At 65.7% G+C, this 24,296-nt stretch carries 22 protein-coding genes; 5 read left to right on the forward strand and 17 right to left on the reverse strand.

Annotation, left to right across the window (positions count from 1 at the left end; genetic code table 11):
* The first annotated feature begins 207 nt into the window (after window positions 1-207).
* A complete protein-coding gene (locus tag B5D62_RS16475) occupies window positions 208-1,602 on the forward strand; it encodes a tetratricopeptide repeat protein (RefSeq protein ID WP_085934999.1) in 1,395 nt (464 codons plus the stop codon).
* Between the two features lie 780 nt (window positions 1,603-2,382).
* On the opposite strand, the gene B5D62_RS16480 is transcribed toward B5D62_RS16475, so the two are convergent.
* From B5D62_RS16480 to B5D62_RS16500, 5 genes are all read right to left on the reverse strand, one after another.
* Window positions 2,383-2,796 (reverse strand): nuclear transport factor 2 family protein, encoded by a 414-nt coding sequence (locus tag B5D62_RS16480; protein ID WP_085935000.1) that lies wholly within the window; start codon window positions 2,794-2,796, stop codon window positions 2,383-2,385.
* A gap of 92 nt (window positions 2,797-2,888) precedes the next feature.
* On the reverse strand, window positions 2,889-6,002 hold the full coding sequence (locus B5D62_RS16485) for a type I restriction endonuclease subunit R (protein WP_085935001.1): 3,114 nt from the start codon (window positions 6,000-6,002) through the stop codon (window positions 2,889-2,891).
* Entirely contained in the window at window positions 5,999-7,261 is a 1,263-nt protein-coding gene (locus B5D62_RS16490; RefSeq protein WP_085935002.1) for a restriction endonuclease subunit S, read from the reverse strand. Before B5D62_RS16490 ends, B5D62_RS16485 begins: the two co-directional genes overlap by 4 nt.
* The gene (locus B5D62_RS16495) at window positions 7,258-9,000 is read right to left on the reverse strand and encodes a type I restriction-modification system subunit M (protein WP_139373926.1); all 1,743 of its coding nucleotides are present in this window, start codon (window positions 8,998-9,000) and stop codon (window positions 7,258-7,260) included. The genes B5D62_RS16490 and B5D62_RS16495 overlap by 4 nt, the downstream gene beginning before the upstream one ends.
* A gap of 37 nt (window positions 9,001-9,037) precedes the next feature.
* Window positions 9,038-9,319, reverse strand: coding sequence for a restriction system modified-DNA reader domain-containing protein (locus tag B5D62_RS16500; RefSeq protein ID WP_085935004.1), 282 nt, complete (start codon window positions 9,317-9,319; stop codon window positions 9,038-9,040).
* A 176-nt stretch (window positions 9,320-9,495) separates the two neighbouring features.
* Here B5D62_RS16500 and B5D62_RS32925 point away from each other — a divergent pair, with 176 nt between their 5' ends.
* Entirely contained in the window at window positions 9,496-9,720 is a 225-nt protein-coding gene (locus B5D62_RS32925) for a hypothetical protein (RefSeq protein ID WP_139373927.1), read from the forward strand.
* A 3-nt stretch (window positions 9,721-9,723) separates the two neighbouring features.
* Window positions 9,724-10,026: a type II toxin-antitoxin system RelE/ParE family toxin gene (locus B5D62_RS16510; protein ID WP_085935006.1), complete on the forward strand. Its 303-nt coding sequence runs from the start codon at window positions 9,724-9,726 to the stop codon at window positions 10,024-10,026.
* 24 nt (window positions 10,027-10,050) lie between these two features.
* Here the strand turns inward: B5D62_RS16510 and ccmI are convergent, their stop codons facing one another.
* The 10 genes from ccmI to ccmA all read right to left on the reverse strand — a co-directional run bounded on the left by ccmI (window position 10,051) and on the right by ccmA (window position 18,666).
* Window positions 10,051-11,388, reverse strand: coding sequence for a c-type cytochrome biogenesis protein CcmI (gene ccmI / locus B5D62_RS16515; RefSeq protein WP_085935007.1), 1,338 nt, complete (start codon window positions 11,386-11,388; stop codon window positions 10,051-10,053).
* A 53-nt stretch (window positions 11,389-11,441) separates the two neighbouring features.
* Window positions 11,442-11,915, reverse strand: coding sequence for a cytochrome c-type biogenesis protein (locus tag B5D62_RS16520; protein ID WP_231714833.1), 474 nt, complete (start codon window positions 11,913-11,915; stop codon window positions 11,442-11,444).
* A 140-nt stretch (window positions 11,916-12,055) separates the two neighbouring features.
* Window positions 12,056-12,598: a DsbE family thiol:disulfide interchange protein gene (locus B5D62_RS16525; protein WP_085935009.1), complete on the reverse strand. Its 543-nt coding sequence runs from the start codon at window positions 12,596-12,598 to the stop codon at window positions 12,056-12,058.
* Window positions 12,599-12,791: 193 nt separating this feature from the next.
* On the reverse strand, window positions 12,792-14,768 hold the full coding sequence (locus tag B5D62_RS16530) for a heme lyase CcmF/NrfE family subunit (protein WP_085935010.1): 1,977 nt from the start codon (window positions 14,766-14,768) through the stop codon (window positions 12,792-12,794).
* 151 nt (window positions 14,769-14,919) lie between these two features.
* Window positions 14,920-15,384, reverse strand: a complete 465-nt coding sequence (ccmE, locus tag B5D62_RS16535) for a cytochrome c maturation protein CcmE (protein WP_419188786.1) — start codon at window positions 15,382-15,384, stop codon at window positions 14,920-14,922.
* Between the two features lie 4 nt (window positions 15,385-15,388).
* Window positions 15,389-15,559 (reverse strand): heme exporter protein CcmD, encoded by a 171-nt coding sequence (gene ccmD / locus B5D62_RS32930; protein WP_139373928.1) that lies wholly within the window; start codon window positions 15,557-15,559, stop codon window positions 15,389-15,391.
* Window positions 15,556-16,626 carry an SGNH/GDSL hydrolase family protein gene (locus B5D62_RS32935; protein WP_139373929.1) on the reverse strand — a complete coding sequence of 357 codons (1,071 nt, stop codon included), beginning with the start codon at window positions 16,624-16,626 and terminating at the stop codon, window positions 15,556-15,558. Before B5D62_RS32935 ends, ccmD begins: the two co-directional genes overlap by 4 nt.
* Before the next feature lie 9 nt (window positions 16,627-16,635).
* Window positions 16,636-17,355 (reverse strand): heme ABC transporter permease CcmC, encoded by a 720-nt coding sequence (ccmC, locus tag B5D62_RS16545; RefSeq protein WP_085935011.1) that lies wholly within the window; start codon window positions 17,353-17,355, stop codon window positions 16,636-16,638.
* Between the two features lie 37 nt (window positions 17,356-17,392).
* Window positions 17,393-18,058, reverse strand: a complete 666-nt coding sequence (ccmB, locus tag B5D62_RS16550; protein WP_085935012.1) for a heme exporter protein CcmB — start codon at window positions 18,056-18,058, stop codon at window positions 17,393-17,395.
* The gene (ccmA, locus tag B5D62_RS16555; protein WP_085935013.1) at window positions 18,055-18,666 is read right to left on the reverse strand and encodes a cytochrome c biogenesis heme-transporting ATPase CcmA; all 612 of its coding nucleotides are present in this window, start codon (window positions 18,664-18,666) and stop codon (window positions 18,055-18,057) included. Before ccmA ends, ccmB begins: the two co-directional genes overlap by 4 nt.
* Window positions 18,667-19,130: 464 nt before the next feature.
* Between ccmA and B5D62_RS16560 the strand changes: the two genes are divergently transcribed.
* Both B5D62_RS16560 and B5D62_RS16565 read left to right on the forward strand, forming a co-directional pair.
* Complete coding sequence (locus B5D62_RS16560; protein ID WP_085935014.1) at window positions 19,131-21,488, forward strand: Orn/Lys/Arg family decarboxylase; 2,358 nt, start codon at window positions 19,131-19,133, stop codon at window positions 21,486-21,488.
* 9 nt (window positions 21,489-21,497) lie between these two features.
* On the forward strand, window positions 21,498-22,073 hold the full coding sequence (locus tag B5D62_RS16565; protein ID WP_419188787.1) for a GNAT family N-acetyltransferase: 576 nt from the start codon (window positions 21,498-21,500) through the stop codon (window positions 22,071-22,073).
* Between the two features lie 34 nt (window positions 22,074-22,107).
* On the opposite strand, the gene B5D62_RS16570 is transcribed toward B5D62_RS16565, so the two are convergent.
* Together B5D62_RS16570 and B5D62_RS16575 are read right to left on the reverse strand one after the other, a co-directional pair.
* Window positions 22,108-23,289, reverse strand: coding sequence for an ABC transporter permease (locus B5D62_RS16570; RefSeq protein WP_085935015.1), 1,182 nt, complete (start codon window positions 23,287-23,289; stop codon window positions 22,108-22,110).
* Window positions 23,290-23,296: 7 nt separating this feature from the next.
* Complete coding sequence (locus B5D62_RS16575) at window positions 23,297-24,295, reverse strand: ABC transporter permease (protein ID WP_085935016.1); 999 nt, start codon at window positions 24,293-24,295, stop codon at window positions 23,297-23,299.
* Between the last annotated feature and the right edge of the window lies 1 nt (window position 24,296).

Genomic DNA, 24,296 nt, shown 5'->3' on the forward strand with positions numbered 1-24,296 from the left:
AATGCGATAATCGCATTGTCCGCGCTTCCGCCCTCCCGGAGTGCCGCGCGAAGTTATTGCAGCACTGACACCAACATATCCCTGTCAAGAATCGGGGTTAAGGTTCGTTCAACGGGCGGTGGCAATCGCTGCCGTCCTACAAGTGCTCCCCTCGCACACGAGAACAACGACTGCCGTCTTTCGTCTGTGTGAGCAGAGGAGCGTTTTATGGCCCACACGCGGGAAAGCACCCTCACTCGGGAAACCCCACCGTCCTTCACCCTGCGGCGGCTGGCACAGGGCGTCCTGGTCGCACTCGCGCTCGGCTGCGATGGTGCGATCCCGCTGGCGCAGGCGCAGGGCCTGTCGCCGCCCCTGATGCCCGGCCTGCCGATGGCCGGTCCCATTCCGGGACAGGAAAAAGCAATTCCCGTCGGCCCGATCTTCTTCAAGGGCGGCCCGCGCGAAGCGAGCCAGACAGTCCGCGCACTGCCGCCGGAAACGCAGCGCGCCGAAACCTATTATCGCCGCGGCCGCGCCGCCCTCGACACTGCGACCACGGATCCCGCCACCGAGCCCGGCCGCGCGCTCGCCCTGATGAAGAACGCCGTCGCCGACTTCAGCGAGGCGCTGCGGCTGGTGCCCGGCAACGCCAACGGCCATCTCCAGCGCGGCCTCGCCTATCAGGCGCTGAACGAGCCCGACAAGGCGATCGCCGACTATGGCGAAGCCCATCGCCTCGATCCCGGCAACGTCGCCCCGCTCATCGATCGCGGCATCGTCTCCTACACGCAGAAGCAGCAATACGACCTCGCCCTCGACGACTTCACGAAGGCCCTGGAAATCGAGCCCAACAACGTCATCGCCCTGACCCATCGCGGCCTCGCCCAGGCGCCGCGGCGCGCCTTCGACAAGGGTCTGGCCGATCTCGATCGCGCCGTCGCACTGGCGCCGCGCTTCGCCCGCGCCCGCTACTATCGCGGCATCATCGAGGTGATGGCCGGCAGCATCGATCGCGGCCTGGCCGATTTCGACGAGGCGATCCGGCTCGATCCCGCCGCGGCGCAACCGTACTTCGATCGCGCCCGCGTCCATGCCTGGCAGGGCGATCACGACAAGGCCCTTGCCGACCTCGACCGCGTCGTGACGCTGACTCCCGGCGCAGCCGCCGCCTACTACGCCCGCGCCGCGTCTCACTTCGCCGCCGGCGCCTATGCGCAGTCGATCGCCGACTACGACACGGTGCTGGCGCTCGCTCCCGACCTCGCCGAGGCCGTGATCGGCAAGTGCCTCGCCCAGGGACTGCAGGCCGGCAGCAGCGCCAGCGCATCGGCCGAGTGCGAGCGCGCGCTGCAACGGGCGCCGCGCAGCCTCGAGGCGCAGGAGGCGAATGCCCTGGCCGAGCTGCAGCAGCACAATGTCAGCCAGGCGATCGCCGGCTTCGACCGGGTGCTGAAGGCGCGGCCGACGGAAGCGCATGCGCTCTACGGACGCGGCCTGGCGAGACTGGAACGCGGCGAGGCCGATGCCGGCCGGGCCGACGTGGCGCTGGCGCTGAAGATCAATCCCGCGGTCGGCGCCACCTTCGCCGCCAACGGCCTGGAACGACCGGCCGAGCGATAACGCGCCTCGGTCGTTCCGCCGCCCGCACGCGACGCTTGCGCAAGCCGCAGCGACGGCCTTGCGCCCGGTGCGCGAGGGCACGGCGGAGACCTCAAGAAAACTCGGGCATCGCCCAGCCGGTAAGGAGCCAGCCGCGACATCGATGCGCGCCGGACCGCCATGCACGGGGCGCGGCCCCGAGGCGGCGCGCCACGACGACTTTCGGGCTTGCCAACCCGCTGCGCTGGTGGGTCGCCATTAAATAAATGGCCCATAAAGGGGCGCGGCCTTCCCGACGGCGCGGAGCGGAACAGCGGATGCGGACACCGGACATACTCTTTCGCGGCCATCCTAACGCCGCCGCCCGCCAAGCGCCGATTCCGGTTCTTACCCCCGACTCGGCGACGGCCGCGCCGCCGGTCTCCTGACGCATGAGGAAAAGTGAAGTGACCGGAGCGGAGCAGGGAGCCGGACCACCGGCTCCTGCCCCGCCGTCGCGGCTCAGGCGGTCGGCATCTTGTCGATGAAGCCGACGATCGAGGCGAGCTTGCCCTCGGGCGTCAGCGTGCCGAAATCGACGCCCTCGATCACCGACGGACCGTCGGCCGCAGAAGCAGACGCAGGCGGACAAAGACCGTCAGCGGGGTAGCGCTAACTGCGCTAACTCGCCCGCGCGAAACACCCGCCCTCCAGACGAGGCATAGAGCGAGGACGACGGGGACGGGAAGACCTTATCACGGGCCTCCCCGCGCCCCGCATTATGGACCTGACCGGCCCGCCGCTGACCGACGGCGCGGCCGGCTAGGCCGACGGCATCTTGTCGATGAAGCCGACGACCGACCGCAGCCGGCCCTCGCCATCGAGCGTGCAGAAATCGACGCCCTCGACGACCGACGGCCCGGCCTCGGGCCCGAGCGACCAGGTGAAGCGGACGTATCGCTCCCCGGCCGCGACGTGACTGTCGATCTTCGAGGTCCGCTTCAGCACGAAGCCCGGGAACTTGGCCTGCACGGCGCCCAACATGGCGTCGATCTCGGCCGGCCCGTCCGACGCCATGACCGGATCGCGATAGGTGCCCGCCGGCGCCCAGGCCCGCGCGATCCCGGCGCGGCGGCGGCCGGCATCGGTCTCGTTCCAGGTGGCGACGTAGGCCTCGATGGTGGCCTCGACCGCCGGCGCAACGGCGGTGGGAGCGGCGATGGTGCGGTTGGACATGGTGACCTCCTTTGGCTCGGTTGTGGTGCGAAGGAGGTACGACAGGTGCGAGCGCGGGGCGATTGTACGGGAGGTAATGATCAAGCCGAACTCTACGTGTCCGATGCCTTCCGGAGGCTCTCGTACAGGCCGGCGTTGTTCAGCAGGACGTCCTTCAGGCCCTGCTGGACCGTATCGGAGTTGAGCGCCTGCGTGCTCATGGCGTTATGGGCGTCCAGGGCGCCCATGATCGCGTTCAACAGCTCGGTCTTGAGATCGGGCGAGTTGGCGAACTGCTCCTTGGTGTTGTTCACCGCCTGCTGCCGCAGCGTCTCGGACTCCAGCAGCTTCCCCTTGATGACGTTGTTCACGTACACCAGCTTGTCCTGATCCGAGAGATCACCCTCGAAGAGATCGTTCACCTTTTCGATGATTTCGCTCAGATAAGCCTTTTCCTTGTCCTGCAGGCTGCCGCTGCCGGCTTCGGCGATCGGATCGAGCTTGGGCGTCTTGCCGTCGTTGAGCGGCATCGCCTGCTTGCCGAGGTCCTTCAGGTGGTGATGCGTGAGCACGATCTTCGAGACGTCGATCTGCTCGCGCTCGCGGCCGAATTCGAGCAGGGGCAGCAGGCGCTTGTAGAAGATCGCCCGCTTCTCGATGGCCGTATTGCCGTAGTCGTAGATCTGCGACAGGAACGTATAGAGGCGGACGAACGCTCCCATGTCCGCCTTGAAGAGCTTCAGGGCGTCCAGTTCGTCTCGGGCATTGGCGGCCGCCGTCTCCTGCTGTTTCTCCGTCGCCGTCTGCAGCTCCTGCTGCGCGGCCTTGTAGCGCTTGATCACCCGGTCGTGCACCGGTTCCAGCGCCGCCACCAGGTCGCCCTGCTTGGACTTGGGGTCGAGTTCGACCGCCACCACGCGATCGATCTCGAAGTCATCGTAATGACCCGCGGCATCCAGCTTGGCGCGCAGGTCGAAGATCAGGTTGGGGTCGGTCGTGCCCGAAAGTTCGGCGGTCTTGTAATAGACCTTGAACGCCTCCAGCACCTCGGCCGAGTCGTTGACGAAATCGAGGACGTAGGTCGTGTCCTTGCCCGGGTGGGCGCGATTGAGGCGCGACAGAGTCTGCACCGCCTGGATGCCGGCCAGCCGCTTGTCGACATACATGCCGCAGAGCAGCGGCTGGTCGAATCCGGTCTGGAATTTGTTCGCCACCAGCAGGATCTGGTACTCGTCGCCCTTGAAGGCTTCGCGGATATCACGGCCCTTGAGGTTGGGATTGAGCGCCTTGCTGTTTTCCGTGAAGGCGTCGGGGCCGGACTCCTTGTCATTCACCTCGCCGGAGAAGGCGACGAGCGTGCCGATCTTGTAGCCGTGCGACTTGATGTATTTGTCGATCGCCAGCTTCCAGCGCACCGCCTCAACCCGGCTGCTGACCACCACCATGGCCTTGGCCTTGCCGTCGAGCAGGGGCGCCACGAACCGGCGATAGTGCTCGACGACGATCTCGATCCTCTGGGCGATATTGTAGGAATGCAGCCGCACCCAGCCCATGATCTTCTTCAGCGCCGCGCTGCGCTCGACCTCGGTTTCATCGAACTCCTTGTCCTCCTGCGCCAGTTTGAAAAGGAGCTTGTAGGACGTGTAGTTCTGCAGCACGTCGAGGATGAATCCCTCCTCGATCGCCTGCCGCATCGAATAGACGTGGAACGGCGCCGGCACGTTGTCGGGCGCCGGCTTTCGCGTGGGGTCCGGGCGCGTCCCGAACAGCTCCATCGTCTTGTTCTTGGGCGTCGCCGTGAAGGCCACGAAAGTGATGCCCCGATCCTCCGCCCGCGCCGCCATCTGGGCCGCGAGCACGTCCTCGCCGCTGACCTCGCCGCCGTCCTCGACCTCCTTCAGCTCCTCGGGCGACAGCACGGCCTTGAGCTTCGCCGCCGCCTCGCCGGTCTGGGAGCTGTGCGCCTCGTCGGCGATCACCGCGAAGCGCTTGCCTTGCGTCGCCGCCAGTTCGCGCACCGCCTCCAGCGCGAAGGGAAAGGTCTGGATGGTGCAGACCACGATCTTCTTGTCGCCCGACAGCGCCTCGGCGAGCTTGCCGCTCTTGCTGCCCTCCTTGTTGGTGATCGTCGCCACGACGCCTGTGGTGCGCTGGAAATCGAACAGCGCCTCCTGGAGTTGCGCATCGATCACGTTGCGGTCCGATACCACCAGCACCGAATCGAACACTTTCTTGTTCTGCGAGTCGTGCAGCTCGGCCAGGAAATGCGCCGTCCAGGCGATGGAGTTGGTCTTGCCCGAGCCCGCCGAATGCTGGACCAGATATTTGCCGCCGACGCCTTCGGCCAGCACCGCCGCCTGCAGCTTGCGCGTGACGTCGAGCTGGTGGAAGCGCGGGAAGACGATCCGCTCGATCTGCTTTTTCTTGTCCCGTTGCGCGATCAGGTAGCGGCCGATGATCTCCAGCCAGCTTTCGCGCTCCCAGACCTGCTCCCAGAGATAGGCCGTGCGGTGGCCGCCTTTCGGATTGACCGGATTGCCGGCGCCGCCCTCGTTGCCCCGGTTGAACGGCAAGAACATGGTCCCTGGCCCATCCAGCCGCGTCACCATCCGGACCTCGGCATTGCTAACCGCGAAATGCACGAGCGCGCCGGACGGGAAGGACAGCAGCGGCTCCGGCGTCTGTCCCTTCGGCCGCGGCAGCCGGTCGAACCGATACTGGTCGACCGCATCGTCGATGCTCTGGGTGAAGTCCGTCTTCAGCTCCGCCGTCGCGACCGGCAGGCCATTCAGGAACAGCACCAGATCGATGCTGTTCTCGTTGTGCTGGGAATAGCGGACCTGCCGCACCACGCGCAGCCGGTTGGCGCGGTAGCGGGCTAGGATGTCGGGGTTGAGCCCGAAGGCCGGCTTGAACTCGGCCAGCTTCAGGGGCTGCTTCAGCCCGAGCAGTTCGATCCCGTGCCGCAGCACGTCGAGTGTGCCGCGCTTGTCGAGCTGCTCGCGCAGGCGGCCCAGCAGCGTTTCCTCCGCTTTCGAGCCGTGGTTCTTCTTCAGCGTTTCCCATGCCGTGGGCTGGGCATCCTGTACCCAGGCGAGAACGTCGGACGGGAAGAGGGCTCGCGCTTTGTCGTATCTGGTGGCATCGGCCTCGGCGTAGAACCAGCCATGCGCCTTCAGGTGCTGGCAAATCTCCGTCTCGAAGCTGATCTCCTTGTGAAGGTTCATGCGGCCTTCCGTTCGGCAAGCCCGCGCACGTCAATCTGGCCGGTGACGGCTGCGGAGATCAGGGCGGTGCGGCGCTCTTGCAGAAGACCAATCGCGTGCTGAGCTTCAGCGACGAGCGAATCGAGCTTACTCGCTTCCCTATCGATAAAGTCGACTATCTGCTCCTGTTCTGCTGGCGTCGGCATGGAAACAACCAGGTTCATTGCGGTTCCAACGTTAAAATGTTGTTGGATCGCGCCATCCGACCCTACGGAAAACTGCATGACGGCAGCGTCGGAAGCTAAATACCAGCACAAGAACTTCTCGCTATCGATGGCCGGCTTGCGGACAATGATCAGATCGATGCAATTGCATCCGTCGAGTTCTTTTGGAACGATAGCTGTCGTTCCTGGCTGACCCGAACGTACGGCGACCAAGTCGCCAGCCCGGAGCTGCGATTTCTTATGCAGCTCATTTGCGGATTCCGAGATGAAGACTAGGTTCTCTAGCTTCATCGCGCCCGGTCGTATGTTCAGTGATCGAAGGGCAGGAACACCTTCGTCTGTATAGTATTTCGAAGGCTCAACCACGATGCCGACCGTAATCTCTGGACTAATATGCCTGAGTCGCTTCACCGCCCAATGCGCGGGCACATCGCCGAGCCATTCGATGCCAGAAGGCTTCATGCGAACGGCGGGATTGAGTCCCTTGGTAACGGCGTGGGAGATGACGGCTTGGCGCTTTTCCTTCAGAAGCTCGATCAGCCGCTGCTGTTCCGCGACCAGCTCATCGATTTTTTCTGTCTCTCGGTCCAGAAAAGCGGCGATATGAATTTGCTCGGCTAATGGAGGGCGCGCGAGTAGATGACTACTCAAGACGCTTTTTGTCATGCTCGGCAGCGCGGTGTTAGTTGAGTAAAAGTCGAAGGGAATAACCAGAGCCGCGTAGAAGGCGAAACGTCCGTATGTGCCGGGGCAGATTTTTGTCCAGTACATGGTGTCGACAGTCCAGAAACGACCGATCACGTGGAGCGGTTTGTCGATCGTTCCCTTTCTACCCAGCAGAACTGATTCGCCATCGTAAAGAAAGTCCGATGCATAGGTAAATGGCCCACCCGATCCAAATACTGGATATCCGTCCGCTTGCTCGACGTGCTTGTGATCCACCCCATTTTGAACTTCGACAAGCTGCTTAAATTGAACGATCTCCCAATGCTCGGGAACATGGCTCAGCCATGGTGTCCCACTATCCTTGTATTTCGGGTAGCGCTGAAAACTCATGCGGTGAGCCCACCGATCATATCCAAGATGCGAGTGGTCACGCTGTTCAACTCAGCATCGATCTCGGCGAGTGGCCGCGGCGGCTTGAAAACATAAAAGTGCCGATTGAAGGGAATCTCGTAGCCGATCTTGGTCTTGCCGGGATCGATCCACGCATCAGGCGCGTGGGGCAGGACCTCGCGTTCGAAGTACGTCTCCACGTCCTCGGCGAGCGGCACGTTCTCGGTGTCACGGAGCGAGGCGTCCGGAACCGGCTTGCCTTTGCCCTTGCCCTTGGTGCCGAGAACGATCTTGCCAGCGGCATCCTTCTCGGGACGCTCGACGGTGATGGTGCGGTAGCCGAACGCCTTGCTTTCGAAGATGCGGCTGATCGGAACGCCGTCGCGCGTAACCTCCTCGAATTGGCCGAACAGGCGCGTGATGTCGTCGATATGGTCCGGACTCAGCTCCTTGCGCTTGCTGCCCAGGCTCTTGCGCATCTTCTGCCAGAAGCCGCTGGCGTCGATAAGCTGCAGCTTGCCCTTGCGCGCGGCTGGCTTGCGATTGCTGACGATCCAGATGTAGGTCGCGATGCCGGTATTGTAGAACATGTCGGTCGGCAGGCCGATGATGGCCTCCACGAAGTCGTTCTCCAGCATATAGCGGCGGATTTCACTCTCGCCCGAGCCGGCGCCGCCGGTGAACAGCGGCGAGCCGTTGAGCACGATCCCGAAGCGGCTGCCGCCCTCGGCAGCGGGCCGCATCTTCGAGACGAGATGGAGCAGGAAGAGCAGCGAGCCGTCGCTGACGCGCGGCAGGCCCGGCCCGAAGCGGCCGTTGTAGCCCATCTGCTCTGCTTCCTTGCGGATCTCCTTCTCGATCTTCTTCCACTCCACGCCGAAGGGAGGATTGGAGAGCATGTAGTCGAATTTCTGCCCCGGCAGGCCATCAGCGGAAAGCGTGTTGCCGAAGACGATGTTGGTGATCTCCTCGCCCTTGATGAGCATGTCCGCCTTGCAGATGGCGTAGGATTCGGGGTTCAGCTCCTGCCCATACACGACGAGACGCGCCTTCGGGTTGAGCTCCGCCAGATGCTCGCTGGCGACGCTCAGCATCCCGCCGGTGCCGGCGGTCGGATCGTAGATCGAGCGTACCACACCGGGTTTGGTCAGCGCTTCATCGTCTTCGATGAAGAGCAGATTGACCATGAGGCGGATGACCTCGCGCGGCGTGAAGTGCTCGCCGGCCGTCTCGTTGGAAAGCTCGGCGAACTTGCGGATCAACTCCTCGAACACCATGCCCATCTGGGCGTTGCCGACGACATTGGGGTGAAGGTCGACGTTCGCGAACTTCTCGGTGACGAGGTAGAGCAGGCCGGCCTTGGTGAGCCGATCGATCTGGGTGTGGAAGTCGAAGCTTTCGAAGATGTCGCGCACGGACGGCGAGAAGCCCTGCAGATAGGCGCGCAGATTCTCGGCGATATTGGCCTGGTCGCCCATCAGCGTCTTCAGGTCGAGGTCCGAGACGTTGTAGAAACCCTGCCCCGACTTCTTCAGCAGAAACGGCTCGGGATTGACGCCGGCGGCCTTGCGCTTGGCCAGCTCGGCGCGCACAGCGGCCTTGGTCGGCTCGAGGACGCAATCGAGGCGCCGCAGCACCGTGAAGGGCAGGATCACCTTGCCATAGTCGGATTGCTTGTAGTCGCCCCGAAGAAGATCGGCGACGGACCAGAGAAACGCGGAAAGCTTGGAGTCGTTCATGGACGGGATGGTGTTCCGATTCTTGACTGTTAGAGAGTCACTTGCGCCGGAAGATGGGGATGCCGGCGCGCCTAGCTTCGTGGAGTCTAATCCAATTGTTCTTGCCCCGCTCGACCTGCCAGAACCACCAGCCATTCACCGATCTGCCGAGAGCTGCCTTTGCAGCGGCAGACAGCGAGCTGTAGAGCGTTCCGTCGAACCGCACCTGCCCGTCGCGCCGGATGATGGCGCTGAATGATTTCTTGTGGTTTGTCGCCCGGACACGCGCGCCTTCCGGGAAGAGCTGGAGGACCTTTTCCTCCTTGTTGCCCTTCAGCAAGGCCTTGGCGCCGCGGTCGGCGCTGTTTCGGCGTCTTCATAGTTGTGCCCCCGGTGGAATCTTAGCGCGGGGACGAGCTGGTCCGCCAGAGGCACAGCGGGCTGGATCTGGCGCACCTCAGCCTCGGCCCAGTCGGCCAGGGTTGAAAATCGCGCGATGAGGAGTACCTTTATTACATGGACAGAAAGTCTTGGCTCCATGAGCTTCAGCAGCTCCCCGCACAAGAACGGGTCGATATCGCTTGGGCGTTGCTCGATGGCGTTTCCGACGATGAAGCCGCGCGTCCCCTCAGCGTCGAACAGAGGCGAGAACTCAGTGAGCGGCAGCGCGATCATTTTATGAATCCGAACGAGCCGACCGTCACGCTGGATCAGATTCGCCGCAAGCTGCTCGCTGGCTGAGGCGTGGCCGTCACGGTCGTCTACAAGAGAGCGGCCGAAGCCGAGATCACCGATATCGTCGAATATCACGAAGCCCAGCGCCCGGGAGTGGGCGTGGCATTCCTCGACGAGTTGCGGCGGATCGAAGCCCATCTGCAGCAAAATCCAGCGCTCTATCACGAGGTGATGCCGGGTATCCGGCGTGCGCCCCTACGCCGCTTTCCCTACGGCGTGTTCTACCTGATCGAGAACGGACAGGTCGTCGTGCTGGCATGTTTTCATCTACGCCGGGCGCCGCGCCCGCACATGGAATTGAAAGCGCGATAGGACGCCGCTCCAAGTGTTCGCCGTCTACTCCGCCTGCTTGATCTTCTCCTCCAGCATCTTGCGGATCGGGGCGTCGGGCGGGAGCAAAGCTAAAAGCTTCTTCCAGCGGCGGGCGGCGTCGGCCTTGTCGCCGTGGGCGAAGGAGGCGGCGCCGAGATAGAACAGCGCCAGGCCGTTGTCGGGTTCGGCCTGTTCGAGGCGTGTCAGCACGGCGACGGCCTCGGGCGAAGGCGCCGCGCCGGGCTGGATCTGGCGCACCTCGACCTCGGCCCAGTCGGCGAGCTGGCGCGGGTCCAGCGGCTTCAGCGCATCGGCCTTGGCGAAGGCCTCGGCGGCCTTCGGCGCATCGCCCAGCACGCGGCGCGCGTTGGCCAGCCGCAGCCAGCCGTCGCGATCGGCTGGCTGGCCGGGTGGCGCATCGCGCAGCTTGGCCTCGAGCTGGTCGACCATGCCGCGGATCGCCTGCTGGCGCTCGGCCGGGCTCATCTTCGCCATCGCCTCGCGCTGCTCCGGCGTCGGCTGCGGCATGCCCATGCCGCCGGAGGCCATGGGCGGCGCGGCGGGCGCGGCCGGCGGTGGCGCAGGGGGCCTGCGGTCGGGCTTGATCGCAAGCGGATCGAGGTTGGCCTGCTTCGCCACCCGGTCGATCTCGGCGCGCAGCATGGCCAGCCACGGCGCGTCGTCGGGCGATTGCGCCTCGAGATCGAGCCAGCGCTTCAGGGCGGCCTTCGAGTCGCCGGCCTGGCTCTCGTGCAGGCCAAGATAGAACTGGGCGCGGGCATCGCCGGGCTGCTTCGCCAGCGCCTTCTGGAACGCCTCGACGGCGGGCTGGGAGACGACGCCGTCGGCTTTCTGCGTCAGCAATTCGCCCAGGGCGGAGAGCAGGTCGGGATCGTCGGGCGCCTGCTTCAGCCGCTCGCGCAGGGTGGCGATCTGCTGGGCGAGGCTCGGGCCCTGGTCCGCCGGCGCGGCGGGGCGGCCGGTGTGCGGGATGAAGGGGGCGGAGGGCAGGCCGGGCTGGCCGATCTTCAGGTAGAGGCCGAGCGCGAGGGCGGGGATCAGCAGGCAGAGCACGGGCGGCAGCAGGCGATGCAGCGCCGCGTCGGGCTTGGGCTGCCGCTCGGGCGCATCCTTCTCCGCGGCGGCGAGGATGCGGCGCTCGATCTCGGTGCGGGCGGAAGCGGCGTCGGTCTCGCTGAGGCTGCCCGCGGCGCGCTCGCGCTCCACCTCGGCCAGCTGGTCGCGATAGATGGCGAGATCGTTGTCGAGCCGGCTGGTGCCCGCGAGGCGCGTGCGCAGCAGCGGGATCAGCAGCACGCCGATGGTGCCGGCGGTGACGAGCGCCAGGAGGAACTCGAACATGACGGTCTACCCGTCATCCCGAGGTCGCGGGCCGAGGGACCTTTCCTGTTGCCTCAAAGGTCCCTCGCTTCGCTCGGGATGACACCCTCCTTGGAGTCCAGCAGCGCCTCGACCTTCTTCTTTTCTTCCTCGCTCAGCGGCGTCGGCGCGGCGGTCGGCGGCCTGCGCAGGGCAGCCCTCCAGATGCCGAGCCCGCCCAGCAGCAGGACCAGCGGCGCACCCAGCCACAGGATAAGGGTGCGCATCCGGAACGGCGGCTTCAGCAGCACGTAGTCGCCGTAGCGCGCGACCATGTAATCGAGCACCTGGCTGTCGCTGTCGCCGGCCACCAGCCGCTCGCGCACGGCGCGGCGGATGTCGTGCGCCACCTCGGCGTTGGAATCGTCGACCGACTGGTTCTGGCACACCACGCAGCGCAGCTCGCGGCTGATCTCCCGCGCGCGCGCCTCGAGCGCCGGATCGGGCAGCATCTCGGAGGGCTCGACGGCGAAAGCGGGGGCGAGGACGGGAAGGGCAAGGAGCAGCATCAGACAGGCGCCGACAAATGCCCTTGGCAGTCGCATCCTTCCGGTGTCCTCCCGAGGCCGAAGGCCGAGGGATCCCTCGCTTCGCTCGGGATGACACCGATTGTGTCCCGGCCGACGTGGCAGTCCGCGGCCACCGACCATCACGAACCCGCCTTGAGGAGCGGCATGATGCGCTCGTTGACGTCCTTCTCGAGGAGGGGGGCGCGGAAGTGCAGGCGGACGATGCCCTGGGCATCGATCAGGAAGGTCTCGGGCACGCCGGACAGGCCCCAGTCGAGCGCCATCTTGCCATCGAGATCGTAGCCCACCTGGGCGAAGGGATTGCCCAGCCGCTCCAGCCAGGCGCGCGCCTCCTCCGGCTTGTTCTTCCAGGCGATGCCGATGATGGTGATGCCGTCGCGCTTGGCCAGCCGCTCCAGCAGGGGATGCTCGGCCAGGCACGGCGTGCACCAGCTGGCGAAGAAGTTCACCAGCACCGGCTTGCCGCTGTGCAGCAGCGCGTCGGTAAGCGCGGGCTGGCCCGGCAGCAGCGCCGGCGCCGCCAGCCGGGGCGCCGGACGGCCGACCATCACCGAGCCGATCGAGGCCGGATCGCGGCCCGACAGCAGCGACCAGCCGAAGAAGCCGGCCAGGATGGCCAGCGTCAGCAGCGGCAGGAGATAGAGCAGACGGTTCGATTTCATGGGAGCGTTCGGAGGAGCGCGCCACTCCCGTGGCGCTCATGAGAAGAGGCGCCACTGGAGTGGCGCGCTCCTCTGAAGAAAATCTTGGCTGCGTTCATGGCTGGGGGCGCGACTCCAGTCGCGCGATCATGCGACGATGAGAGAAGAAGACGCGCGACTGGAGTCGCGCGCCCCCGGCGAAACCCCTCAGCGCTCATTCGGCGGCCTGCAGGACGGCGCGCGAGCGCTTGGGGGCGCCGATGCGCAGGCGGCGGTCGCTCAGGGAGACGAAGCCACCGAAGGCGCACAGCGCCGCGCCGAGCCAGATCCAAGGCGCGAGCGGATTGTAGTAGAGGCGCACGGTCCAGCCCTTCTGGGCATCGCCCTCGCCCAGCGTCGCATAGACGTCGCGCAGCAGGTTGGAGTGGATCGAGGTCTCGGCCACCTCGCGGCGCTGGACCAGGAACAGGCGGCGCTCCGGCGTCAGCACCGTCACGGTCTGGCCGTCGCGGGAGAGCGTGAGGGCGGCGCGCTCGGCCTCATAGTTCGGGCCGCGCACCGGCTCGACCTTGGAGAGCGTAACCTGCCAGCCGGCGAACTCGGCCTGGTCGCCGATCCGGAAGGTGCGGATCAGCTCGACGTTCCACGCGGCGGTCGCCACCGCGCCCAGCACGACGACGCCCAGCGACGCGTGCGCGATCGTCATGCCGATGCTGGCGCGCGGCGTGGCGAGCAGGCGGCGCCGGGTCTCGCTCCAGGAAACGCGGCCGAGCTTCACGCGATCGGCGAGCTCGTAGAGGCTGCCCAGGATCAGCCAGATGCCGAAGCCGAAGGCGATCGCGGCCAGCGCCGCATGGCGGTCGATGACGGTGGCCGCCAGGATCATGGCGATCACGGCGATCGCGAAGGCGGAGCGCAGCTTCACCAGCGCCGGTCCCAGTTCGGCGCGCTTCCAGCCGAGATAGGGGCCGACGCAGAGGGCGGCGAACAGCGCGAAGGAGATCGGCACGAAGGTGGCGTTGAAGAAGGGCGGGCCGACCGAGACCTTGGCGCCGCTGACGAGATCGAGGAACAGCGGGTAGAGCGTGCCCAGCAGCACGGTGGCGCACAGCGTGCAGAGCAGCAGGTTGTTCAGGATCAGCCCGCCCTCGCGGCTGATCGGCTGGAACAGGCCGCCCCCCTGAAGGCTGGGCGCGCGCCAGGCATAGAGCGCCAGTGCGCCGCCGGTGACAGCGAGCAGGAAGCCGAGGATGAACATGCCGCGCGCCGGATCCTGCGCGAAGGCATGGACCGAGGTCAGCACGCCCGAACGGACCAGGAAGGTGCCGAGCAGCGACAGCGAGAAGGCGAGGATGGCAAGCAGCACCGTCCAGCTCTTCAGTGCGTCGCGCTTCTCCACCACGATGGCGGAGTGCAGCAGCGCGGTGCCGGCCAGCCACGGCATCAGCGAGGCGTTCTCGACCGGATCCCAGAACCAGAAGCCGCCCCAGCCGAGGATGTAATAGGACCACCAGCTGCCGAGCGTGATGCCGAGCGTGAGGAAGCACCACGCCGCCAGCGTCCACGGCCGCACCCAGCGCGCCCAGGCGGCGTCGACGCGGCCTTCGAGCAGCGCCGCCAGCGCGAAGGCATAGGTGACCGAGAAGCCGACATAGCCGAGATAGAGCAGCGGCGGATGGAAGGCGAGGCCGGGATCCTGCAGCAGCGGGTTCATGCCGTTGCCGTCGGCGGGTGCCGGACTCAGGCGCAGGAAGGGATTCGACGTGAACAGGATGAAGGCGAGGAAGCCGACGCCGATCCAGGCCTGGAAGCCGAGCACGCGCGCGCGCAGCGTGTCGGGCAGGGTCTCGCCGAACAGCGCGACCGCCGCGCCGAACAGCGCCAGGATCAGCACCCAGAGCATCATCGATCCCTCGTGATTGCCCCAGACGCCGCTGATCTTGTAGAGCAGCGGCTTCGCCGAATGCGAGTTGGCGACCACCGTGGCGACGGAGAAATCCGACGCGACATAGGCCTGCATCAGGGCGGCGAAGGACAGCACGATCAGGAACGCCTGCGTCAGCGCCGCCATGCGGCCGAGCTCCATCAGCCGGATGTCGCCGCGCGCCGCGCCGACGAACGGCAACGTCGCCTGCACCAGCGCCACCGCCAGCGCCAGGATCAAGGCGAAGTGGCCTAGCTCCGGGATCATGCGGCGCCCGCAGCGTGCGACGTGAACGAAGGTCGCCGACCAATAGCGCTCACCCCTGGCAATGACCGTGTCATCCCGAGCATAGCGAGGGATCCCTCGCTGCGCTCGGGATGACACGGTGCGTATGGTGAACGGCCTTCGCTTCGCGCTATCACTTCTTTGTCCCTTCGCCTTCCTGCCACCGCCCCGACTCCTTCAGCGCCTTGGCCACCTCCGGCGGCATGTATTTCTCGTCGTGCTTGGCCAGCACCTCGCGCGCCATGAACACGCCGTCACGATCGAGTGCGCCTTCGGCGATCACGCCCTGTCCCTCGCGGAACAGGTCGGGCAGGATGCCGCGATAGACCACTTCGAGGCTCCGATTGAGATCGGTGATGCGGAAGCGCACCTCGCTGCCCTCCTTGCGCACGCTGCCCTCCTCGACCAGCCCGCCGAGGCGGAAGCGCCGCTCCGGCGGCACATGCTTCTCGGCAAGCTGGCTGGGCGAATAGAAGAAGACGATATTGTCGCTCAGCGCCGACAAAACGAGGGCGGCCGCCGCGCCCAAAACGCACAGCGAGCCGATCAGCAGCCACAGCCGCTTTCGCTTCGGCGTCATCTTGCGCTTCGGGGTCATGGCTTCACCGCCGGCGATCGAGCCCGCGGGCGGCAAGCGCGCGGCGCACGCGGCGGCGCTGTGCCACCGAGATCAGCGCCAGGCCGCCCAGCGCAATCAGCCCCGCGGCATAGGCGCTCCAGATGAAGCCGCCATAGCCGCCCATCGCGAAGAAGCCCGTGGAAAGCAGGATCATGGATCGTGGGATAGCCCACTTGGCCGGGGCGCGGAAGCCGAGGCCGAGCGGCGGTTTGTCCCGATTTGCGTCAAAATATAGTCGGCGATCTTGATATGGGTCATGGGATTGGGATGGCCATCCTCCCGACCCACGACATAGCGCAGCTGGTCGTCGCGGTAGTCGGGTATGACGCGCTGCACCGGATCGACAGCGATGCCGGCCGCGGTCAGCGCCTCCTCCATCTGCGCGACGCGCTTGTCGTCGACCATGGTCCAGACCAGCACATGGAACCGCGCCTTGGGCGCGATGCGGGCGATCTCGCGCGCCGAATCGATCAGGATGGCGGCGGTCAGCGACGCCTCCTCGCGCGTGCCATAGCCATCGATGCCATAGACCAGCCGTCGCCAGCCCAGGAAGCCCTCGTCGAGATCGGGCAGCGGCGTGGGCGGCGGCGTGTCGAAATTGCCGTCGCGGACCGGCCGGCCATCGCCGCCGAGACGGAAGCGCGGGCCATGCGGATCCCATGGCGCCAACCGTCCCGTCACGCGGCCGAGATGCTCGATGATGAAGAAGTAATAGACATCGGTCGGCGTGCAGGTCAGCGCCTTCTGGAAGCGGCCCGATTGCAGGCCAGCCAGCATCTGGTGGGGCCCCGAACCGCCGATGCCGAAATTGTAGACCGCGATCTTGCCCTTGCCGCGCTCGGCAAGTTGCGAGGCGTAGGTTTCGGTGTCGTTGACACCGATGCCGAAAGTATTCGAATCGCCGAACAGCAGGACACAGGCCTCTGGATCGGTCGAATTCCGCGGCATGGCGCGAAAGCCGTTGCCGTCGATGCCGTAGGTGACGTCGTAGACGACCTTGCCCGGCACCACCCGCCGCGCGGTGATGCGCTGGTTGGGCTTGGGCAGATAGCCGACATCGTCGAACAGGTCGTAGGTCTCGAGCTTGCTGATCGTGCCTTCGAGATTGGTGTCGGCGCCCGGTACCGGCTGCAGGTTGCGATAGATCAGGAACGCGGCCACGGCGACGGCGACCGCGCCCAGATTGATCCCGACGAAGAGCCAGCGTCCGCGCTTGTCCATGGCGATGCGCTAGTCCTGGTTCTCGGCGATCTCAAGGCGGCGGCGGTCGATCTCGGTCTCGGTGCGCAGCAGCACCAGCGTCACGAACAGGAGCGCCAGCGCCCCCATCATCCAGAACAGCGGCCATAGCAGCGAGGGATCGATCGACGGGCCGCCCATGCGCATGATCGAGGCCGGCTGGTGCAGCGTGTTCCACCAGTCGACCGAGAACTTGATGATCGGCACGTTGATGGCGCCGACGATGGCGAGGATGGCGGCGGCGCGGTCGCCGCGCTCCGAATCGTCATAGGCGCGGCTGAGCGCGATGTGACCGAGATAGAGGAAGAACAGCAGCAGGAACGAGGTCAGGCGCGCATCCCACACCCAATAGGTGCCCCACATCGGCCGGCCCCACAGCGAGCCCGTAATCAGGCAGACCGCGGCATAGGTCGCTCCGACCGGCGCCGTCGCCCGCGCCATCAGCGCGGCCAGCGGATGGCGCCAGACCAGCAGCGAGGCGCCCAGCGCCGCGAGCAGCAGGTAGCCGCCCATGGCCAGCGACGCCGTCGGCACATGCAGGAACATGATCCGCACCGTGTCGCCCTGCTGGTAGTCGGGCGGCGCCACCACCAGGCCCCAGTAGAGCCCGATTGCCAGCGCCAACGCCGTCACGATCGACAGAGCCGGCAACACGCGTTGGCTGAAGCGCCGGAAGCGGGCCGGATTGGCGAGGAAATGGAGGTCGGCCATGGTTGAGGCTTTCTATCCTTCGTGAGGCATGGCCTGTCTACTCGCCCGCCTGCCGCAGGGCAGCGGCGATCGCCCAAGGCAGCGTGGCCAGCGACACCAGGGCCAGCGCCCCCAGGATCGCAAGGTGCACGACGAAGCTTTCGCCCGTGGCGGTGGCCTCGATGGCCGAAGCCCCGAAGATCAAGGTGGGCACGCAGAGCGGCAGCGCCAACAGGGCCAGCAGCGCACCGCCGCGGCGGGCGCCCAGCGTCAAGGCGGCAGCAAGTCCGCCGATCAGCGATAGTGTCGGTGTGCCGACCAGGAGCGTGAGGGCCAGCACCATCAGACTGCGATCGTCGAGCCCGAACGCGACCCCCAGGAACGGGGCAAGCACGGCGAGCGGCAAGCCGGTCACGACCCAGTGCGCCGCGCATTTGGCCAGCGCCGCGAGCTCGAGCGGCCAGGGCGCCAGCAGCAGCAGGTCGAGCGAGCCGTCCTCGTAGTCCGATGCGAACAGCCTATCGAGCGACAGCAGCGAGGCGAACAGCGCCGCGCACCACAGGATGCCGGCGGCGATCCGCGCCAGCAGGTTGGTCTCCGGGCCAATGCCGAGCGGGAACAGCACCGTCGCCACGACGAAGAAGGCCAGCACCACTGCCACATCGCCGGGCCGCCGCCAGACCAGCCGCAGATCGCGCAGGAAGAGTGCCGTGAAGCCGGTCATGACATGTCCAGCACGCGCGCGCCGGCAAGCGGTGCATGGGTGGCGGCGATGGCGAGCCCGCCGGCCGCAAGATGGGCGGCAAGGGCAGTCTGCAGCGCTTCTCTCGCGGCGGCGTCGAGCGCATTCAGGGGTTCATCGAGCAACCAGGTCGTCGCCCGGGACGCCGCCACCCGAGCGAGAGCCGCGCGGCGACGCTGGCCTGCCGACAGCGTTCGCACCGGACGCTGGGCGAGTTTGGCAAGGCCGAAGGCCGTCAGGGCGATGTCGAGGTCTGCAGCCTCCGCCTGGCCGCGTAGACGCTGGGCGACGGCAATGTTCTCCGCCACGGTCAGATCCCCCTTCAACCCTTCCAGATGCCCGAGCCAGGCCAGTTCTCCACGCCAGCCTTCCCGATCGTCGCTAACATCCTGGCCGCGCCAGCGGATACTGCCCTTGTCCGCCGGCACCAGCAGGGCGAGCGCCCGCAGCAGCGTGGTCTTGCCGCTGCCATTGCGGCCGGTCAGCGCCAGCAATTCGCCGGCGTTCAGGGTGAAGGAGAGAGCGTCGAACACGCGCCGACCGCCACGGCGGCAGGAAAGGCCCGAAACTTCGAGAAGGGCGATCGTCATGCGCCGCCGTTCCTACCATGGCAGCCGAGACATGCCGGAAAGAAAATGGCCGCCCTCTCGGGGGAGAATGAGAGGGCGGCCGAACGCCTCCGAGGAGGCTGAACGTGGCTTTGGGGGGACCACGTTCGGGGGAGATACAGCCCGAAGATGGAAACCCCCGATGGCCGTCGCTAGACCCAAATGGGGCGGAACTGTGATTTTTTAATCACACTCCGTGCTGTATGGTTATTCTGGGATTTGGCCGCGCGATCAACGCGATGCAGGCTTTGGCGAGATACGGGGTCAACGCAAGAGCCGCCACCCGGCATTCAGCCCCTCTGCAACTCCAGCGCACCGCACGGTCGGGCGGGTCATTCCTGGCAAAGTTCTGCGGCCAAACGTGCCTGCTCCTCAATGCGGGCTCGACAGTCACCGTGCTGTCATGCAACGCGCCGACATGTCTGTTTGAACGACCGGGGGCGCCCATGGACTATTTTCGCCGATTCACCTTTCTGTTCGCGATGCCGGCCTTCGAGCCGGACAATCTCGAAGGCGTCCGCTTCAACCAGATCGTGGACGAGATCGAGCGTTCGGGCTTCGAGGTCGTCAAGGCACGCAAGATCGAGGATGCCGAGATCGCGGTCCAGACGGATGCCGCCATCGGCTGCATGGTGGTCGACTGGGGCAAGAGGGGCCTGGAGGGCAAGACGGCCGCCTTGATCAACCTCATGCGCCGCCGCGGCCTCGACTTCCCGATCGTCTTGCTGATCCGGCGCAAGCGGTTCGAGGACCTGCCGGTCGAGGTTCTCGACTTCATCGACGGCTATGTCTTCCTGTCGGAGGAAACGCCCGCCTTCATCGCCAAGAACCTCATCAGCCGCCTCAAGAAGTACGCCGACACGCTCAAGACCCCGTTCTTCGGCACGTTGGTCGACTATGCCGAACAGGGCAACCAGCTGTGGACCTGTCCCGGCCACAATGGCGGCGTGTTCTACAGCCGCAGCCCGATCGGGCGCGTCTTCATGGAACATCTCGGCGAGGCCGTGTTCCGCGACGATCTCGACAATTCGGTGCTCGATCTCGGCGATTTGCTGACCCATGAAGGGCCGGCGCTCGCCGCCCAGAAGGAGGCAGCCAAGATCTTCGGGGCGGAAAAGACCTACTTCGTCCTCAACGGAACCTCGACCTCCAACAAGATCGCGCTCGGAGCCCTGGTGACCGATGGCGACCTGGTGCTGTTCGATCGCAACAACCACAAGGCGGCGCATCACGGCGCCCTGCTGATCAGCGGCGGTATTCCGGTCTATGTACCGACGGCCCGGAATTCCTGGGGCCTGATCGGGCCGATGCGGTGGGACGCGCTGGAGGAAGAGGCGCTGCGCGAGCAGATCCGCACCCATCCGCTGGTCAAGGATCCGGAAGCCTGGCGCAAGCCGCGGCCGTTCCGCGTCGCCGTGATCGAGCAATGCACCTACGACGGCAGCATCCACAACGCCGACATGATCCTGCGACGCATCGGCCATCTCTGCGACTACATCCTGTTCGACGAAGCCTGGGCGGGCTTCATGAAGTTCCATCCGCTCTACGCCGGGCGGTTCGCCATGGGTCTCGCGGAGCTTGGCCCCGACGCGCCGGGCATCGTCGCCACCCAGTCGACGCACAAGCAGCTCGCCAGCTTCTCGCAGGCCTCGCAGATCCACGTCAAAGACCGGCATATCACCGGCCAGAAGCGCCGCGTCGAGCATCGTCGCTTCAACGAGAGCTTTATGCAGTACGCGTCGACCTCTCCCTTCTACCCGCTGTTCGCCTCGCTCGATGTCGGCGCGCAGATGATGAAGGGTCGCTCGGGCGAGGTGCTGTGGGATGACACGATCCGGCTCGGCATCGAGCTGCGCAAGAAGATCCGCGCGATCCGACGCGAGTTCGAGGAGAAGGAGACACGCCCCGAGCGGCGCTGGTTCTTCGACCCGTTCGTGCCCGATCGCATAGCCATCCCCGACGTCGCGCGAGACGGCGCCGTGCACGACGTCGCCTGGGAGACAGTGAGCACCGACCAGCTGGCCACCGATCCCTCCTACTGGCAGCTCGCGCCGGGCGCCGCGTGGCATGGCTTCCCCGACATGGAGCCGGGCTTCGCCATGACCGATCCGAACAAGCTGACGCTGCTCACGCCCGGCTTCGATCGCGCCACTGGGACCTACGCCGAGCACGGCATTCCCGCCCCGGTCGTGGCGCAGTTCCTGCGCGAGAACCGCATCGTGGCGGAGAAGAACGACCTCAATTCGCTGCTGTTCCTGCTTACGCCCGGCGTCGAGGCCAGCAAGGCCGGCACCTTGGTCAGCGGGCTGGTCGCCTTCAAGAAGCTGCACGACGACAACGCGCCGCTCGAGGAGGCGATTCCCGAGTTCTGCCGGCGACGACCGGCCCGCTATGCCGGCGTGAGGCTGCGCGATCTCTGCGCCGACATGCACCGCTTCTTCCGCAACGCCGATGTCAGTGCCCTGCAGGCGAAGCAGTTCTCGTCCCTTCATCTTCCGGAGATTGCGATGTCGCCGCACGACGCGGCGCGCTGCCTGGTGCGCAACGACGTCGACTACCTGCCGCTCGACGCCATTGTCGGCCGTATCGCGACGACGCCGTTCGTCGTCTATCCCCCCGGCATCGCCACGATCGTGCCGGGCGAGCGCCTGACCGAACGGGCCAAGCCCATGATCGATTACCTCAAGATGTTCGAGGCGAGCTTCAATACCTTCCCCGGCTTCGAGGTCGAGATCCAGGGCGTCTACCGCGAGGTCGATGCCGACGGCCGGGTCCGGCTTTACACTTATATGGTCTCCGAATAGAGCTTCCGCATGGAAGCCAAGCCAGAGATGGAGAGCGAGCGACCCATCTTCATTCGCCCGTCACGCGACACCGATATCGACGCCATGCTGTCGATATACCGGCGTCACATCCGGCGAGGCGTCGAAGAGGGAGCCGAAGAAAGCGGGATGCCGGAGCCCGACGATCTGCGCGAACGGCGCAAGAACATGCGCAATCGTCGACTTCCACATCTGGTGGCGGCGCAGGGCGAGGAAGTCCTGGGCTACGCCTACGCCGTCCTGTTCCGCAAACGGCCAGCCTACCGCTACACCGCCAAGCACTCGATCTACGTCCACCATGAGCATCTTGGCCGCGGGATCGGCGGCCTACTGCTGCAGGGGCTGGTCGATGCCTGTGCCGCCGCCGGGTTCCGGCAGATGATCGGCTACATCGATGCCGACAATGCCGCGTCGCTCGGCCTTCATGAGCGGTTCGGCTTCACCAGGGTCGGTTACCTGCCGGCCGTCGCCTATCGCTACGGTCATTGGGCCGACAGCGTCATGGTGCAGCGGCCTCTCGGACCGGGATCCACGACTCCACCGCCGCCACCTCCCATCATCCGCTAGCCAACATCAGCTCGGCCTTTGGCCTTCCTGCAGATCAGGCGTACGGATCGGCGGCGTCGCGCATGCCGTCACCCATGAACTGGTAGGCCAGGATCACCAGGATCACCGGCACCACCGGGAACATCAGCCACCAGTTCACCGCCACCACGTTGATGTCGGTGGCCTCGTTCAGCAGCACGCCCCAGGAGGTGATCGGCGGCCGAAGCCCCAGTCCGAGGAAGCTCAGCGCGGTCTCGGCCAGGATCATGGAGGGGATGGACAGGGTCGCCGAGGCGATCAGATGGCTCATGAAGCCGGGCAGCAGATGCCGGCCGATGATGCGGGCGGGCTTTGCCCCCATCATCTGAGCCGCGAGTGCGTAATCCTCCTCGCGCAGCGACAGCAGCTTGGAGCGCACCGCACGGCCGAGGCTCGGCCAGTCGAGCAGGGCCAGGATGAGCGTGATGCCGAAATAGATCAGCAGCGGCGACCACGTCACCGGTAGCGCGGCCGACAAGGCGAGCCACAGCGGCAGATGGGGGAAGCTCTTCAGGATCTCGGTCACGCGCTGCACCACGAGATCGACCCAGCCGCCGTAATAGCCAGCGAGGCCACCCAGGACGAGGGCGAGCGTGAATGACAGCACGATGCCGATGATGCCGATGGTGAGCGAGATGCGGGCCGCGTAGACGATGCGGCTCAGCATGTCGCGGCCGAGTCGATCGGTCCCCAGCAGGAAGAAGCTGCCATTCTCGGGTGGGCAGACGAAGTGGAATGTTCCCTCGACCAGGCCCCAGAACTCGTAGCGCTCGCCGGAGCAGAAAAACCGCAGCTTCTGCGGCTGGGAATGGTCGGGTTGGTAGACACGCTGCAGCGTGTCCATGTCGCGACCGATCTTCAGGCCATAGACGAACGGCCCCATGAACTTGCCGTCATGGAACAGATGCACGCCCTGGGGCGGCGCGAAGATATACTTGGCGTGCCGGGTATGAAGATCGTAGGGCGCGATCCATTCGCAGATCACGATCGACAGATACATCAGCGCCAGGAACGCCGCCGAGATGACCGCCGGCCGATGGCGGCGGAAGCGCCACCACATCAGCTTCCACTGGCCGGCCATGTAGTACTTTTCCTGCTCCGGCGTCAGCTTGTCGGCGACGTACGGATCCCAGGGCTCCCGGCTGACGAAATGCTGGCTCGTGGAACGCGTAGCCGGCGTGGATGTGGTGTCTGTCATGGCCGCCTCACTTCTCGCCTGCCGCGCCGAAGCGGATGCGCGGGTCGAGCGCCGCCAGCAGAAGGTCGGAGATCAGCATGCCGATCACCGTCAGCACCGCGACGAACAGCAGGAAGGTCGCGGCAAGGTTGACGTCCTGCGTCTTGAGCGCGTTCAGCAGCATCGGACCCATGGTCGGCAACGACAGCACGACCGAGACGATCACCGATCCCGACACGACCTCGGGCAGAAGATGGCCGATATCCGCGACGAACGGATTGATGGCGTGGCGCAGCGGATATTTCACCAGCAGCTTGAAGGGCGACAGGCCCTTGGCGCGGCCGGTGACGACATACTGCTTCTGCAGCTCGTCCAGGAGGTTGGCGCGCAGCCGGCGGATCATGCCGGCCGTCCCGGATGTGCCGATTACGATCGTCGGGATCACGAGATGCTTGGCGACGGAGACGAACTTGTCCCACGACATCGGCTTCTCGATGAATTCGGGATCCATCAGGCCGCCGATCGACACGCCGAAATAGACCTTGCCCACATAGAGCAGCACCAGAGCCAGCAGGAAGTTCGGGATCGCCAGGCCGAGGAAACCAACGAAGGAAGCCGCGTAATCGCCGAACTTGTATTGGTGCGTCGCGGCGTAGACGCCGATGACGAACGATACGGTCCAGATGAAGATGATGGTGCAGCTTTCCATCACGATCGTGAGCATGAGGCGCTCGCCGATCAGATCCTTGACCGGAACGGTGTCCTGGCAGGACAGGCCGAAATCCCAGCGGAACACACCGCCGATCCAGTGGAAGAAGCGATACCAGACGGAATGATCGAGCCCGTAGAGGGCCCGCAGCTCGTCCGCGCGCGCAAGCGCATTGGCGTCGCCGCGCGACAGCAACTCGTCGATCTGCGACGTCACGCAGTCACCGGGCGGCATGTTGATGATCATGTAGACGATCAGGCTGATGACAAAGAGGGTTGGGATCATCAGCAGCAATCGGCGGGCGACGTAGTTCAGCATG

The organism is Enhydrobacter aerosaccus (assembly GCF_900167455.1).
Lineage (GTDB): Bacteria > Pseudomonadota > Alphaproteobacteria > Reyranellales > Reyranellaceae > Reyranella > Reyranella aerosaccus.